Here is a 13,290-nt window from a genome sequence, read left to right on the forward strand (position 1 = left end):
GCGCTTTAAGGCTGCCAAGTCCGTGCTCCCTCTCCGTCTCTCCCAGACCCAACAAAATCGCCTCCGCCGGGGGCGCGTCGGCGATGGCGCGGCGGCTTCGCCTTGATTCCGCGCCGGGGTACTCCGGTTGAGCGGTGCGCTTGTCATCCCCGCGCAGGCGGGGACCTCTCGCAACTCGCGCGTGCGTCCTGAGATACCCGCTTTCGCGGGGATGACAGGGATCAGCACTTCATGACCGCCCATCACATCCCTTGACCCATCCCCCGCAACCCGCAACAGTTGACTCACACAAGCGGGGGGACAGCCGATGTGTTGGAGCGAGGGGGCCAGTCTGGCCATGGTGGGCGTCGGCGCCGTTGCCACGGTCGTCACCTGGAAACGCGGCGATCCGCCCGCGATTCCGATCACGCTGGCCTTTTTTGCCTCGATGGAGGCGCTGCAATTCTGGGGCTACCAGACCATCGACCAATGCGAATTGCCGGGCAATCAGGCCTCGGCGCTGCTGTCCTACGTCCATATCGCGCTGCAACCCCTGTTCATCAACGCCTTCGGCATGGCATTGGTCGGCGGTGTGTCGGCCCGCATGTGGCGGACCATCATGGGGCTGACGGCGGTGGTCTCTCTCCTCTTGCTGATGCGGATGGTGCCGATGGCGTGGGTGGGCGCATGCGTTCCGGGCACGACGCTGTGCGGGCCGCAATGGTGCACCCTGTCGGGCGCGTGGCATCTGGCCTGGGACATGCCCCTGTCGGATTTCGCAGGACGGTTCGGGGGCGATGTGTTCCGACACTGGATCCCCTTCCCGGACTACATGATCGCGGTGTTCGTCTTCCCGCTGATTTACGGCGCGTGGCGGTTCGCTCTGGTCCACGCGCTTCTCGGCCCGATCCTGGCCGCAACGCTGGCGCAGTCGCCAAATGAGATGCCCGCGATCTGGTGCCTGTTCTCGGTCGGGTTGGTGCTGATCTCGATGACCCCATGGGTGCGCCGGACGGTGACGGGATGACCCGCATCTGCTAGCGTGGCGACAGGGAGGATGCCATGGCCCCGTGGTTGCAGGTTCTGTTTACCCTTGCCTTCGCCGGTCTGGCGGCGGCGCTTGTCTGGCGGCTTGCCTCCATCGACAAGGCGCTGTGGCAGAACCGGCCCATCCTGGCCAAACGGCTGGAGATCTATGACCGCATCGCGCCCGATATGAACCGGATCTACTGTTTCCGGCGGCTGGTGGGCTATTGGAAGGACATCTCTCCCCCCGACATGATCGCCACCAAGCGGCGGCTGGATCGGGAGGTGAATATCTACCGCCACCTGCTGTCCGAGGATTTCTACCAGCGGCATTTCGAGTTCATGCAGCTCTGTTTCCATACCTTCACGGGCCAGGGCGAAGACGCCAAGATCCGCGCGGTGGTGGCCCATGAGTTGGGGGACCGGCGGGTGCATGCGGGCTATGAGTGGGACGAAGCCTGGGAGGCGATGTTCGCCCCCGACGAGTTGCCCACGGACTACCAGATCGACGAGGCCTATATGCAGGCGATGAACGCGCTCAGGCGGTCCATCGGGCTCAGGGATATCGACTGAAATACCCCCGGGGCGCGCGTGGCAGCCCCGGGGTGTTGCATGACAAAGTCAGGACTGTCCGATCAGCGCAGGATCACCATGCGCGAGATCGGGGTGTAATCCAGCGGCATGGGCGGGCAGCTCAGGCAGGTGTCCGGCAGCGGGAACGGGCGCGGCATCGGCAGCACCACCGGGAAGGGGAAGGGCAGCGGGCGCGGCTCGGGCAGCGGCGTCAGCTTTGCGTCATCCTCGATCACATGGAGCGGCGAGCCGAGCACGATGATGTCAGCCGAAGCGGCGGGGGCAATGGCGGCGAGTGACAGGGCCGCGGCGAGGAGGGTCATAACAGGTTTCTTCATGGGTCAAATTCCTTGGGTCAAGTTGGGTTGGGTGGATCAGGTTTTGCCGGGATGGGAGGGGCCGACAGGACAACCCTGACAGACCCGGCCCCGTCATCCAAAATCGCCACACCGTCAGCCAAGAACAGCTTTGCGCTATCGGATAACCGATCTAGGATTGCCCCTGCATTTCCTTGGGCTTAGCCTTGTAATGCACGACACAAGAAAGGCCCTGCGCCATGACCGCCCCTGCCCTGACCGCCGACGATCTGAACCGCTTTCTGACCGAACATTTCGCCGATTGGGTGCGCGATCTGGCACTGGACGTGACCGAGGTGACCGAATCGCACACGATTTCGCGCATGCCCAATAGCGACCGGCTGGCGCGGGTTGGCGGGATCATCTCGGGCCAGGCCCTGATGACGATGGCGGATACGACAATGGTCCTGGCCACGGCGGGGTTCTTCGGGTCTTTCCGCCCGGTCGCCACTACGAATTTCACCTGCCAGTTCCTGCGTCCGGGCGTGGGCGACTGGATCGTCTGCCGAGCCGATATCGTGCGGGCGGGCAAGAGCATGGCCTTTGTCGAGGCGGAAATGGTGGCCGAACCCTCCGGCAAAGCCGTGGCGCGCGCGCAAGCCACCTTTTACGTGGTGTGACCGCGCGTTTAACCCCGTGCTGACGACGGCCCGCAGATCGGCTAGGCTGGGATCATGCTGCGCTGGACCATCGCCCTTCTCCTTCTGCTGACCGCCTGTGGTCGCCCGCTGACCGAGGCGGAACGCGCCTTCATGGCAGAGCTTCAGCCAGGGCTTGATCCGGCGCCGATCCGCATCGTTGAAATGCCCCTCGTGGGCCTGCGCAGCCATACCCGCCCCGTGCGCCCGCGCGTCACCTGCCGGGAACGGATTTTTCCGCCGCCAGAAGGACTTACCGTCCAAAGCCGCGCGGCCGGAATCGCCACATTCAGGCGCATCTGGGTCACGCCGGACTATTATCTGGACGACTATCTGGCGGGCTACCCGGACGAGCTGCGGCTGGTGGCGGCAATGTTCTTTGCCCATGAGATGACCCATATCTGGCAATGGCAGCAGCGCGCAGTGACCGGCTACCACCCGCTGCGCGGCGCGTCGGAACATTGGGTCAGCGATGATCCCTATCTCTTTGATGTGCCATCGGAAACGCCCGATTTCCTCAGCTATGGATATGAACAGCAAGCCAGCCTGGTCGAGGAATATGTCTGTTGCCGGGCGCTGGATCCGGGCGGCGCGCGGACCCAAAGACTGGAAGAGATTCTTCAGCCTTATCTGAACCTTACACCCATCAATGACCGCATCAGCCGCCCCGACATCCGGCTGCCATGGGAAGACGCGGAACTGCCCGGCATCTGCTCATAGCCCCTTGCACATCCTCCCGATCCGCCGCAGCCTGCGCGCCGGATGAAGGAGAGCAGAAACATGACCCAACACGCGCTGATCATGCTTGCCGCAGGCATCGGCATTCCGGTTCTGGCCGCGCTCAACGCCCGGCTCGGGGCCAATATCGGATCCCCCGCCGCAGCCGCCTTCATCCTGTTTATCGTTGCGGTTTCAGCCACTTGCGTGGTCATGCTGGTGACCGGGCCACAGGCACTGACCCGATTGTCAGGCCAGCCCTGGCACCTGTTTCTTGCGGGGCTTCTGGTGGCCTTCTACGTGCTGTCCATCACCTATGTGGCCCCCCATTTCGGCATTGGCAACGCGGTCTTCTTCGTGCTTCTGGGCCAGCTTGTCTCGGCCGCGATGATCGACCATTTCGGCCTGTTCGGAGCGGCGCAATCGCCGCTCACCCTTATTCGCGCGGGCGGGATTCTGGTGATGGCGGCAGGCGTCGCCCTAACCCAGATGGCGGCGCGATAAGAGGGGGGTGCCCCCCGTACACCCCCTGTGCACCCCCCGTACACCGGGCGTGCAGACGAAACGCTGCTTTCATCTTGGCAAAAATACCTCGGGGGAGGAGCGAAGCGACGGGGGCAGCGCCCCCAATTTTCTTCCAAGAAAATTCCTGCGCCGATGGCCCGGACCGGTGGCTCGGACGCGCCTAGCCGTCGGCCTTGTCCTCCAGCATCAGCCATTCCTCTTCCGCGTCTGACAGCTTGGCCTGCCGTTCGCTCAGGGCCTCACTGGCCTTGCGGAACTTCACCGGCTCTCGGGTGAACAGCTCGGGATCCGACATCAGCTCTTCCAGCTTGGCAATCTCCGCTTCCAGCCGCTCGATCAGGCCGGGCAGTTCCTTCAGGCGGTGCGATTCCGTGTAGGACAATCCGCCCCTGGTCTTGCCAGCAGGCTTTTCCCTGGGCGCGCTTGCGGGTGCTTTCGGTCTCCCCGGTTTATCCGGCTCCTGCGCGGGCGTGGTCTCGGCTCGCTGCGCGCGGTAGTCGGACCAGCCGCCCGCATAGACCGTGGCCAGCCCGTCGCCTTCCATCGCGATGGTGGTCGAGGCCACCCGGTCGATGAAGTCCCGGTCGTGGCTGACCAACAGCACCGTGCCGGGGTAATCGCCCAGAAGATCCTGCAACAGGTCGAGCGTCTCTACGTCCAGATCGTTGGTGGGTTCGTCCAGCACCAGAAGGTTCGATTCCCGCGCCATCAGCCGCGCCAGCAGAAGTCGCGCCTTTTCGCCGCCCGACAGCGACCGGACCGGCGCCCGGGCTTGCCGTTCGTCGAAGAGGAAATCCTTGAGATAGCCCACCACATGGCGCGGGCTGCCGCGCACCATCACCTGATCGGACGCACCCGAGACGGCCATCGAGGGATCGAGCGCCAGCGCATCCCACAGGGTCGCATTCGGATCGAGCGCCGCGCGGGTCTGGTCGAAGACCGCCATGTCCAGATTGGTGCCATGGGTGACGCTGCCGGTATCGGGCGCGAGCCGTCCGGTCAGGACATTCAGCAGCGTCGTCTTGCCCACCCCATTGGGGCCGACAAAGGCCACCCTGTCGCCGCGCAGGATGCGCAGGTCGAAGGGTTTGAAGATGGTCTTGCCGTCGAAGGATTTGGAGATGCTCTGCGCCTCGACCACCCGCTTGCCGGATTTGGTGCCTTCCTCCAGCGCCATGGCGGCGGTGCCCTGACGGCGGATCATGCCGGCGCGTTCGGCGCGCAGGTCGCCAAGCGCCCTGACCCGGCCCATATTGCGCTTGCGCCGGGCGCTGATGCCTTCCACGGCCCAACGGGCCTCGGATTTGATCTTGCGGTTGAGCTTGTGGCGGTATTGGTCTTCTTCTTCCCAGACCTTGTCGCGCCAATCCTCGAAACTGGCAAAGCCCTGTTCATTGCGCCGCACCTGCCCCCGGTCGATCCAGAGCGTCGCGCGCGACAGGGCATTGAGGAATGCCCGGTCATGCGAGATCAGGACGAAGCCCGCGCGGGTGTCCTTCAATTGGGTTTCCAGCCAGCCAATCGCCTCGATATCGAGATGGTTGGTGGGCTCGTCCAGCAGCATCAGTTCCGGGGCTTCCGCCAGCAGCTTGGCCAGGGCGGCGCGGCGGCGTTCACCGCCGGAGGCCGCATCGGGGGCGGCATCGAGGCGCAGTTTCAGCCCCTCGGCAGCGGCCTCCACCTTCCACGAGTCGGCGGGGTCCAGCCCGCTGGTGGCATAGTCGCCAAGCGTCGCGAAGCCCGCGAAATCGGGGTCCTGTTCCATGTAACCCACGGATATTCCGGGGGGCAGGATGCGGCTGCCGGTATCGGCCTCGACCAGTCCCGCCATGACCTTCATCAGCGTCGATTTGCCCGATCCGTTGCGGCCCACCAGGGCCACCCGGTCGCCTTCATGGACGACAAGCGACAGGTCGTCGAACACAGGGTCGCCCCCGAAGGTCAGCGAGATGTCATTGAGCTGGAGAAGGGGTGCGCGTGCCATGGCCTCCGCTAGCGCTGCCGGGACGGGAGGTCAAGCAGGGAGTGAGGCCGGGGGGAAGCGGCTTCGAAGCCGCTTGTCAAAAGGCGCTTCGAAGCGCCTTGTCCCGCCCCGCCTCACTCGCCCAGCATCCAGTCTCCCTCGGGCCAGAAGGCGTGAAAGGCGAAGGCGAACATCAGGTCGTGCGCCACATCCCTGCCCTGCCCGTCGCGCACCCGGATATTGCCCACGTCACGACCGTCGCCGATATCGCGCGAGTCGAGCGCCGAGGACTGGCCGGATGTCCAGCTGATGGTGACACCTGCCTCGGTGATCTCACCCTCAGCGGCCAGGCGCGTCATCGGCCAGGCCCGGTCTCCGACACGGACGACGCGCATGAGCGGCGGGATGTCATGAGGCGGCATCTCACCATTATAGAGAAACGGCTGGACCGAGCTGTCGTAGCGGACATAGGGGTTCTGCCCATAGGGGCGCGGGGCGTCCGGTTCGTCCATCACCAGGCCCTCGGGGTTGCGGGCCTGGAAATCCTCCCAGCTTTCCATCCATGTGGGCAGGGTCGTCAGTTCGGAGCCCATATGATCGCCAACAATCCCCACGCCGATGGCTTGCTGCCACCAGCTTTCGGTTTCCCGGTCGAACATGATCATGTCCGAGTGTCGCAACTTGCCAGAGACACCGAAGGTGAGCACATCCCCGCCCACGCGACGATCGAAAGTGATGGCGGAATTGCAGAGCGGGCAGAAGGTGACGGCGATGGGAATATCGCCCACCACGTCGTTCACGATCTCATGCCAGGTCAGGTAGCGGATCGGGTAGGCGCGCGGGGGGACGCCATCAAATTCGACAGCAATCACCGGCTCCGTCGGGCGTAGGCGGGTTTCCTCGCTGACGGGGATGAAATCGGGATCGTCAATCGCCGGGATCCCGTCGCGGGGCGGGCCGCCGGATAGGATTTCCTCGAAGGACACGGATGTCCGGGTGAAATCGGTATTGGGCCATTCACCACGCCAGAGGTCGGGATTGGCGGCGGCGGGCAAGGCGAAGCAGAGGGCGAGCAGTACGGTGATCAGGCGCATGGGGGATCCTCCTGCCGGGCAGGCTGGCAGAGATGGACGACGCTGGACAGCCCCGCTCACGCAATGGTTATGGCGGGTGAGCACTCAATTGCGGACAGATCGCGGGTCCGATCCGCCGAAAGGACCGGCATCCCTTTCGGCGTGGCTTTGCGGCCGTGTTCCGGCCCCGACCCGAATGTGGTCATCCAGATCCGCGTCAGCCGAGGGCCGCACAGGCTCCTTGCTCTCATCCTGCCAGCGCGGGCCCTGTCAAAAAGAAACGGGCCTCCACCGGGATGGCAGAGGCCCGCAACGCGCAGTCATGTGCTGCGATCAGTCGGTCACGCGCATTGCGGTGATGTAATCCGGCTGGCCGATCACCGCGCCATTGCGACCCGTGCCGCGCTTGATGGCGTCCACGATCTCCATCCCTTCGATCACCTGTCCGACAATGGTGTATTGCCCGTCGAGCTGCGGCACGTGGTCGAACATGATGAAGAACTGCGAATTGGCCGAGTCCGGATCCTGCGCGCGGGCCATGCCGACGATGCCGCGCTCGAAGCTGAGCTCGGGATCGAATTCCGCCGGAAGATCGGGATAGTCCGAGCCACCCCGCCCCGCATAGCGCATGTCCTGACCCAGGCGGCCAAATTCCACGTCGCCGGTCTGCGCCATGAAGCCGTCGATCACCCGGTGAAAGACGACCTCGTCATAGGCGCCTTCTTCGGCCAGCGTCACGATGCGTTCCACATGCAGTGGCGCGACCTGTTCGAAGAGGTCGATGACGATGGTGCCTTCGGCCTCTCCGGTCACGTCGATCTCCAGCGTGGTGGCCGCCGCGGGGGCGGCCATCAACAGGCATGCGAAGGCCAGCTTACGCATCGGCGGCGACCTTCATCGAGATCATCTTGTCGGGGTTCGCGGGCGGCTCGCCGCGGGTGATCTTGTCCACATGCTCCATGCCTGACACCACGCGGCCATAGACGGTGTACTGGCCGTTCAGGAAGTGGTTGTCCTTGAAGTTGATGAAGAATTGCGAGTTGGCGGAATTGGGGTTCTGCGACCGGGCCGCACCAATGGTGCCGCGATCATGGGGCAGCTTGGAGAACTCGGCCGGAACATTGGGCTTGTCCGATCCGCCGGTGCCGGCGGCGCGGATATTCAGGCCCTTGTCGGCATTGCCATGGGCCACGTCGCCGGTCTGGGCCATGAAGCCCTCGATCACCCGGTGAAAGACGACACCGTCATAGGCACCTTCGCGGGCCAGTTCCTTGATGCGGGCGCAATGTTGCGGTGCCACATCGGGCAGCAGCTCGATGGTGACGGGGCCATCCTTCAGTTCGATGATGATGGTGTTTTCGGGGTCTTTGATCTCGGCCATGGGGCTCTCCTGAATGCTGTGTCGGGAAGGAACCTAGTGGTGCGGGCGGAAAAGGAAAAGGGGGTGCGTCGCAACTGGGCCGGGCGGCAGCGACGGAACCCGCCGCCTTGTGCGTGGAAGGATCACAGCGCCCGCAGGGCGGCCAGATGAAGGAAACGCACGATGGCCCGGAATTCCCGACCCCAACTGAGTCCCGCCCCGCTTTGGCTGCCAGCGACATTCGCAGTGGCACTCGCGCTTCTGGCCGCCTGCGCGGCGCTTACGTCAGAGAGATTGTGGACGGCAGGGAACGCCGAGGCGCCCGCCGTCCAGATGGTCGCGCGCTGAGGCCCGTTCAGGCCGCTGCGACGATCCCGATCCGGTGACGAACCGATGCCGGTAGCTGCCTGGCACTCATCGCGCGCGGATAGGGCAGTTCTTCCATTTCGGGCACGTCGCCATAGAGCATCTCGAATTCCGGGTAATTGTCGAACACCCGGCGGGAGACATTGTCGATGAATGTCTCAGCCGGGGCGCCGTTTGCGAGGATGATCTCGTGCGCCTCGGTCTCCACGTGAAAGACGGTGTAGCTTTCGCCCATCTCCTGCAAAGGCACGCGGGTGATGGTCGTCCCGTTCACCAGCGCGCCCGCGTGACAGATGACATCCGAAATCAGCATCCCGTGATCGGCGGTGACGGTCAGCTTCGCATGCGGCAGCCCCTGCCCGAGCGCCCCCGCCGCGATGCAAACGGGTCGCAGCCGTTCCGCCGGGCCGAAGCGGGTCGAGACCGTCTGGCGCCCGATCCATTTGACCGGAACGCTGTTGCCTTGGGCGGTCAGGACATCATCGCCGATCCGCAGCGCCTCGACAGCGATTTCGCCTGCGGGCGTGGCGATGCGCGTACCCTTTGCGAAACAGGTGACGAAAGGCGTGGTGGTCAGGATGCTGAGATCGATCGTGGCCGGAAGAGTGACCAGCCCCGGGTCGAGCCCATTGGGCAGGATCAGAATCCGTTGGTTGCTTGCAATGGTATTGAATTCACAGACCATCGCCTCGACCGGATCCCCTCCAGTGACAGGAACCAAAATGGTGCCCAGAAAGGTCGTGACTACGGTATTGGCATTGATGTCGTCACCGACCTCGAACGTATTGTCGAGCTCCTGGTCGTCATAGACAAACGGCGGTGCCCCGTTCTGTGTGCCGTAGGCATAGACCGTTCCCGAAACCAGATTGTACTCAAAATAGGTGCCCGCGTGATACGTCGCCATGATCGTTCCCCCAAGCGGTCACGCGCCTGCAAGGCCATGCCCTGCACGGGGGGTGCTGTGCGACGAAACCGTGAATACTCCGCCAAGACCGGATTTTTGAAATGCTGCACCCCACCCCGCGAGCAAAAGCCGACGCACCGCGCGCTGTCAAGAACGTTCCGCTTCTGGTTGCATGAAACCCGCGCGGTTACCCCCGCTTGAACTTTTCCTGCACCGCCGCGCGCACCGGGGGGGTCACGAAATGCGAGATGTCGCCGCCGAGCCGGGCGATTTCCTTGACCAGTTTCGACGCAATGGCCTGATGCTGCGCGTCAGCCATGAGGAAGACGGTCTCGACACTCGGGTCGAGCTTGCGGTTCATGCCGACCATCTGGAATTCGTACTCGAAATCGGCCACGGCGCGCAGGCCGCGCACGATGACCTGGGCGCCGACATCGCGGGCGCAGTCGATCAGCAGGTTCTCGAACGGATGGGCGACAATCTCGGTCCCCGTCCTTTCGGTAAGGTAGGCGCATTCCGCCTCGACCATGGCCAGCCGCTCCTCCAGCGAGAACAGAGGCCCCTTGTCGCGGTTGATGGCGATCCCGATCACCAGCCGGTCGACCAGCGAACAGGCCCGCCGGATAATGTCGATATGGCCGAGCGTGATCGGATCGAAGGTTCCCGGATAGAGGCCGATGCGCATGGGTGGTCCCTTTCCATCCCGCAATGTCTGGGCCGCACGCAACAATATTGCGCCGTGCATTGCAACCCCCGCCGGGTTGTTGCCTTCGCACCTGCGGCAATTGGGGTCAGAACCCCTTGATCATGCCTTCCAGCGCTTCCTTCTCCATGGCCAGAACGGCCAGTTGCGCCTTGACCACGTCACCGATGGAAATCAGCCCGATCATGGCGTCGCCGTCCATCACCGGCATATGACGGAACCGGCCTTCGGTCATCTTGCCCAGTACCGCGTCGGAGCTGTCGGACGCGGTGCAGGTGATGATCTCGGAGGTCATGACGTCATCGACGCTGTCGGTCATGCAGGCCACGCCGCGCTTGCCAAGCTCGCGCACGATGTCGCGTTCCGACAGGATGCCCGCCAGCGATTTGCCATCGGGCGAGACCACCACGGTCCCGATCCGCTTGCCTGACAGAAGTTCAGCCGCATCTCCGATGGTCGATCCCGGTTTGATCGTGACAACCCCCTGATCCGGTTTGGACTTGAGAATTTGCTGCACCAGCATCGCGGCCTCCATTTTTCGTGGCTTGTGGTTTTTTCCAGCGTCCCCTCTTACGCTAGGCCATGTCAAGCGTCGTGACGGGCAAGATCTTCCAAACGCGTGATTTCAGCCCGCATGCCGGTCACCAGCGCCTGCGCAAAGCGGTTGAGCCGTTCGGACCCCCGGTCAGAGGCGTGGCGCACGAGGTAGAAGGTGCGGGTCAGCGAGACCTGATCGCGCAGCACCAGCCTGAGTTCCGGTGCGAAGGGCATGGCGAAATCATGGGCAATGCCGATGCCGCGCCGGGTGCGCATCAGCATGAGCTGAACGGAAAAGGAGTTCGAGGCAAGGTCGACCTTCTTGGCCCCGATCGCAGAGAGGTAATCCAGTTCCTGATCGAAAATCATGTCCTGAATGTAGCCGATCACCGGACGGTCCCGGATGTCGGACAGGCTGTGGATCTCGCCCGCGATTTCTTTCGGCGCGGCCAGATGCAGGTGATAATCCGCCACTTTCTGCACCGTAAGCCGTCCGGTCTGGGGCGGGCTGACGGTGATGGCCATGTCGGCCTCTCGCTTGGACAGGTTCACGACGCGGGGCAGCGCCAGGATTTGCAGCTCCAGATCGGGATTCTGTTCGCGGATCTGCGCGCAGACCTGCGGCAGAAGGAAATTGGCCGACCCGTCCGGCGCGCCGATGCGGATGGTGCCCGACAGCCCTTCATCGGCCCCGGTCACGGCCCCCTGCCCCGCGTTCAGCGCCGCTTCTGCCGCCTCCAGCGGCTCCAGCATCCGCTCACCGGCCTCGGTCAGCGCGTAGCCTTGTGGGGATTTTGCGAACAGGATGGCGCCCAGAGACTCCTCCAGCCGTGCGATGCGACGCCCGACCGTGGCCGGGTCCATGCGCAGTTCCTGGCCCGCGCGGCTGAGGCTTTCGGCCCGCGCCACCGCAAGAAACACCCGCAGATCATCCCAGTTCTGTGCCATGGCAAGGGTTTACCTTCATTTTGCAGAAACGCAAAACGATTTTGAAAACCTGCCCCTTTGTGGCGCAGGAATGCAAGACTATGCTCCGCGCAGGATTTTTTGGAGATGAGGAGAGGTTCCATGGAAGAACTCGGTCACTGGATCAACGGCAAGCGCGTGGCAGGCACATCCGGCCGCTTTGCCGATGTCTACAACCCGGCCACTGGCGAGGTTCAGGCCAAGGTGGCTCTGGCCTCCAAGGAAGAGCTGGACAGCGCCATCGCAGACGCCGCCGAAGCGCAGAAAGCATGGGGGGCCACCAACCCGCAGCGCCGCGCGCGGGTGATGATGAAGCTTGTCAGCCTGCTGAACCGCGACATGGACAAACTGGCCGAAGCGCTGAGCCGTGAACATGGCAAGACCTTCCCCGACGCCAAGGGCGACGTGCAGCGCGGTCTGGAAGTGATCGAATTCTGCATCGGCGCGCCGCAGATGCTGAAGGGCGAGTTCACCGACAGCGCCGGCCCCGGCATCGACATGTATTCCATGCGTCAGCCGCTTGGCGTGGTTGCGGGCATCACCCCCTTCAACTTCCCCGCGATGATCCCGCTGTGGAAGATGGGCCCTGCCCTGTCCTCGGGTAACGCGATGATCCTGAAACCGTCCGAGCGGGATCCGTCCGTGCCGCTGATGCTGGCGGAGCTGTGCCAGGAAGCGGGCCTGCCCGATGGTGTGCTGCAGGTTGTGAACGGCGACAAGGAGGCCGTGGATGGCATTCTGGATTCCGAAGTGATCCAGGCCGTTGGCTTCGTGGGCTCCACCCCGATTGCACAGTATATCTACGAACGTGCTGCCGCGACCGGCAAGCGGGCACAGTGCTTCGGCGGTGCCAAGAACCACATGATCATCATGCCCGACGCCGATCTCGATCAGGCTGCCGACGCGCTTGTTGGGGCCGGTTACGGCGCGGCGGGCGAACGCTGCATGGCAATTTCCGTGGCCGTGCCCGTTGGTGAGGAAACCGCCGACCGGCTGATCGAAAAGCTGGTGCCGCGCATCGAGAAGCTCAAGGTCGGTCCCTATACCGCAGGCGATGACGTGGATTACGGCCCCGTCGTGACCGCCGCCGCAAAGGCCAATATCGAACGTCTGGTGCAATCCGGCGTCGATCAGGGCGCGGAGCTGGTCGTCGATGGCCGTGGTTTCAGCCTTCAGGGCTATGAGGACGGCTTTTTCGTTGGCCCGCACCTTTTCGACCGCGTGACGCCGGATATGGACATCTACAAGACCGAGATCTTCGGGCCGGTCCTGTCCACTGTGCGGGCAGGCAGCTATGAGGAGGCCATCGGCCTGGCGCTGAGCCACGAATACGGCAACGGCACCGCGATCTTTACCCGCGACGGCGACACCGCGCGCGATTTCGCCAACCGGATCAACATCGGCATGGTCGGCATCAACGTGCCGATCCCAGTGCCGCTGGCCTACCACACCTTTGGCGGCTGGAAGAAATCGGGCTTCGGTGACCTGAACCAGCACGGGCCGGACGGGTTCCGCTTCTACACGCGGACCAAGACCATCACCTCGCGCTGGCCCTCGGGCATCAAGGAAGGCGGCGAGTTCAACTTCAAGGCGATGGACTGAGA

At 63.9% G+C, this 13,290-nt stretch carries 15 protein-coding genes; 6 read left to right on the forward strand and 9 right to left on the reverse strand.

Annotation, left to right across the window (positions count from 1 at the left end):
* Nucleotides 1-307: 307 nt before the first annotated feature.
* On the forward strand, nt 308-1,006 hold the full coding sequence (locus EP237_RS05630) for a DUF5765 domain-containing protein (RefSeq protein WP_127558991.1): 699 nt from the start codon (nt 308-310) through the stop codon (nt 1,004-1,006).
* 35 nt (nt 1,007-1,041) lie between these two features.
* Entirely contained in the window at nt 1,042-1,578 is a 537-nt protein-coding gene (locus EP237_RS05635) for a hypothetical protein (protein ID WP_127558993.1), read from the forward strand.
* A 62-nt stretch (nt 1,579-1,640) separates the two neighbouring features.
* On the opposite strand, the gene EP237_RS05640 is transcribed toward EP237_RS05635, so the two are convergent.
* On the reverse strand, nt 1,641-1,916 hold the full coding sequence (locus EP237_RS05640; protein WP_127558995.1) for a hypothetical protein: 276 nt from the start codon (nt 1,914-1,916) through the stop codon (nt 1,641-1,643).
* A gap of 218 nt (nt 1,917-2,134) precedes the next feature.
* Here EP237_RS05640 and EP237_RS05645 point away from each other — a divergent pair, with 218 nt between their 5' ends.
* The 3 genes from EP237_RS05645 to EP237_RS05655 are packed head-to-tail and all read left to right on the forward strand — an operon-like array spanning nt 2,135 to nt 3,793.
* Nucleotides 2,135-2,554 (forward strand): PaaI family thioesterase, encoded by a 420-nt coding sequence (locus tag EP237_RS05645; protein WP_127558998.1) that lies wholly within the window; start codon nt 2,135-2,137, stop codon nt 2,552-2,554.
* A gap of 54 nt (nt 2,555-2,608) precedes the next feature.
* Nucleotides 2,609-3,292, forward strand: a complete 684-nt coding sequence (locus tag EP237_RS05650; RefSeq protein ID WP_127559000.1) for a hypothetical protein — start codon at nt 2,609-2,611, stop codon at nt 3,290-3,292.
* A gap of 60 nt (nt 3,293-3,352) precedes the next feature.
* Nucleotides 3,353-3,793, forward strand: coding sequence for a DMT family transporter (locus EP237_RS05655; RefSeq protein ID WP_127559002.1), 441 nt, complete (start codon nt 3,353-3,355; stop codon nt 3,791-3,793).
* Between the two features lie 181 nt (nt 3,794-3,974).
* On the opposite strand, the gene EP237_RS05660 is transcribed toward EP237_RS05655, so the two are convergent.
* The 8 genes from EP237_RS05660 to EP237_RS05695 all read right to left on the reverse strand — a co-directional run bounded on the left by EP237_RS05660 (nt 3,975) and on the right by EP237_RS05695 (nt 11,668).
* Nucleotides 3,975-5,798 carry an ABC-F family ATP-binding cassette domain-containing protein gene (locus EP237_RS05660; protein WP_127559004.1) on the reverse strand — a complete coding sequence of 608 codons (1,824 nt, stop codon included), beginning with the start codon at nt 5,796-5,798 and terminating at the stop codon, nt 3,975-3,977.
* A 113-nt stretch (nt 5,799-5,911) separates the two neighbouring features.
* Nucleotides 5,912-6,871, reverse strand: a complete 960-nt coding sequence (locus tag EP237_RS05665; RefSeq protein WP_127559006.1) for a DUF3179 domain-containing protein — start codon at nt 6,869-6,871, stop codon at nt 5,912-5,914.
* 312 nt (nt 6,872-7,183) lie between these two features.
* The gene (locus EP237_RS05670) at nt 7,184-7,732 is read right to left on the reverse strand and encodes a peptidylprolyl isomerase (RefSeq protein WP_127559008.1); all 549 of its coding nucleotides are present in this window, start codon (nt 7,730-7,732) and stop codon (nt 7,184-7,186) included.
* Nucleotides 7,725-8,231: a peptidylprolyl isomerase gene (locus EP237_RS05675; RefSeq protein WP_071689834.1), complete on the reverse strand. Its 507-nt coding sequence runs from the start codon at nt 8,229-8,231 to the stop codon at nt 7,725-7,727. The genes EP237_RS05670 and EP237_RS05675 overlap by 8 nt, the downstream gene beginning before the upstream one ends.
* 334 nt (nt 8,232-8,565) lie before the next feature.
* Complete coding sequence (locus EP237_RS05680; RefSeq protein ID WP_127559010.1) at nt 8,566-9,480, reverse strand: Hint domain-containing protein; 915 nt, start codon at nt 9,478-9,480, stop codon at nt 8,566-8,568.
* A gap of 187 nt (nt 9,481-9,667) precedes the next feature.
* Nucleotides 9,668-10,165, reverse strand: coding sequence for a pantetheine-phosphate adenylyltransferase (gene coaD, locus EP237_RS05685; RefSeq protein ID WP_127559012.1), 498 nt, complete (start codon nt 10,163-10,165; stop codon nt 9,668-9,670).
* Nucleotides 10,166-10,271: 106 nt separating this feature from the next.
* Nucleotides 10,272-10,706, reverse strand: coding sequence for a CBS domain-containing protein (locus tag EP237_RS05690; RefSeq protein ID WP_127559013.1), 435 nt, complete (start codon nt 10,704-10,706; stop codon nt 10,272-10,274).
* 62 nt (nt 10,707-10,768) lie between these two features.
* Nucleotides 10,769-11,668 carry a LysR family transcriptional regulator gene (locus tag EP237_RS05695; protein ID WP_127559015.1) on the reverse strand — a complete coding sequence of 300 codons (900 nt, stop codon included), beginning with the start codon at nt 11,666-11,668 and terminating at the stop codon, nt 10,769-10,771.
* 120 nt (nt 11,669-11,788) lie between these two features.
* Here EP237_RS05695 and EP237_RS05700 point away from each other — a divergent pair, with 120 nt between their 5' ends.
* Complete coding sequence (locus EP237_RS05700; protein WP_127559017.1) at nt 11,789-13,288, forward strand: CoA-acylating methylmalonate-semialdehyde dehydrogenase; 1,500 nt, start codon at nt 11,789-11,791, stop codon at nt 13,286-13,288.
* Nucleotides 13,289-13,290 lie beyond the last annotated feature (2 nt).

This window comes from Nioella ostreopsis, from assembly GCF_004000255.1.
Classification (GTDB): domain Bacteria; phylum Pseudomonadota; class Alphaproteobacteria; order Rhodobacterales; family Rhodobacteraceae; genus Nioella; species Nioella ostreopsis.

Coding starts and splice junctions, on each gene's coding strand:
- EP237_RS05630 (WP_127558991.1), top strand. CDS start 308: ATGTGTTGGAGCGAGGGGGCCAGTCTGGCCATGGTGGGCGTCGGCGCC.
- EP237_RS05635 (WP_127558993.1), top strand. CDS start 1,042: ATGGCCCCGTGGTTGCAGGTTCTGTTTACCCTTGCCTTCGCCGGTCTG.
- EP237_RS05640 (WP_127558995.1), bottom strand. CDS start 1,916: ATGAAGAAACCTGTTATGACCCTCCTCGCCGCGGCCCTGTCACTCGCC.
- EP237_RS05645 (WP_127558998.1), top strand. CDS start 2,135: ATGACCGCCCCTGCCCTGACCGCCGACGATCTGAACCGCTTTCTGACC.
- EP237_RS05650 (WP_127559000.1), top strand. CDS start 2,609: ATGCTGCGCTGGACCATCGCCCTTCTCCTTCTGCTGACCGCCTGTGGT.
- EP237_RS05655 (WP_127559002.1), top strand. CDS start 3,353: ATGACCCAACACGCGCTGATCATGCTTGCCGCAGGCATCGGCATTCCG.
- EP237_RS05660 (WP_127559004.1), bottom strand. CDS start 5,798: ATGGCACGCGCACCCCTTCTCCAGCTCAATGACATCTCGCTGACCTTC.
- EP237_RS05665 (WP_127559006.1), bottom strand. CDS start 6,871: ATGCGCCTGATCACCGTACTGCTCGCCCTCTGCTTCGCCTTGCCCGCC.
- EP237_RS05670 (WP_127559008.1), bottom strand. CDS start 7,732: ATGCGTAAGCTGGCCTTCGCATGCCTGTTGATGGCCGCCCCCGCGGCG.
- EP237_RS05675 (WP_071689834.1), bottom strand. CDS start 8,231: ATGGCCGAGATCAAAGACCCCGAAAACACCATCATCATCGAACTGAAG.
- EP237_RS05680 (WP_127559010.1), bottom strand. CDS start 9,480: ATGGCGACGTATCACGCGGGCACCTATTTTGAGTACAATCTGGTTTCG.
- coaD (WP_127559012.1), bottom strand. CDS start 10,165: ATGCGCATCGGCCTCTATCCGGGAACCTTCGATCCGATCACGCTCGGC.
- EP237_RS05690 (WP_127559013.1), bottom strand. CDS start 10,706: ATGCTGGTGCAGCAAATTCTCAAGTCCAAACCGGATCAGGGGGTTGTC.
- EP237_RS05695 (WP_127559015.1), bottom strand. CDS start 11,668: ATGGCACAGAACTGGGATGATCTGCGGGTGTTTCTTGCGGTGGCGCGG.
- EP237_RS05700 (WP_127559017.1), top strand. CDS start 11,789: ATGGAAGAACTCGGTCACTGGATCAACGGCAAGCGCGTGGCAGGCACA.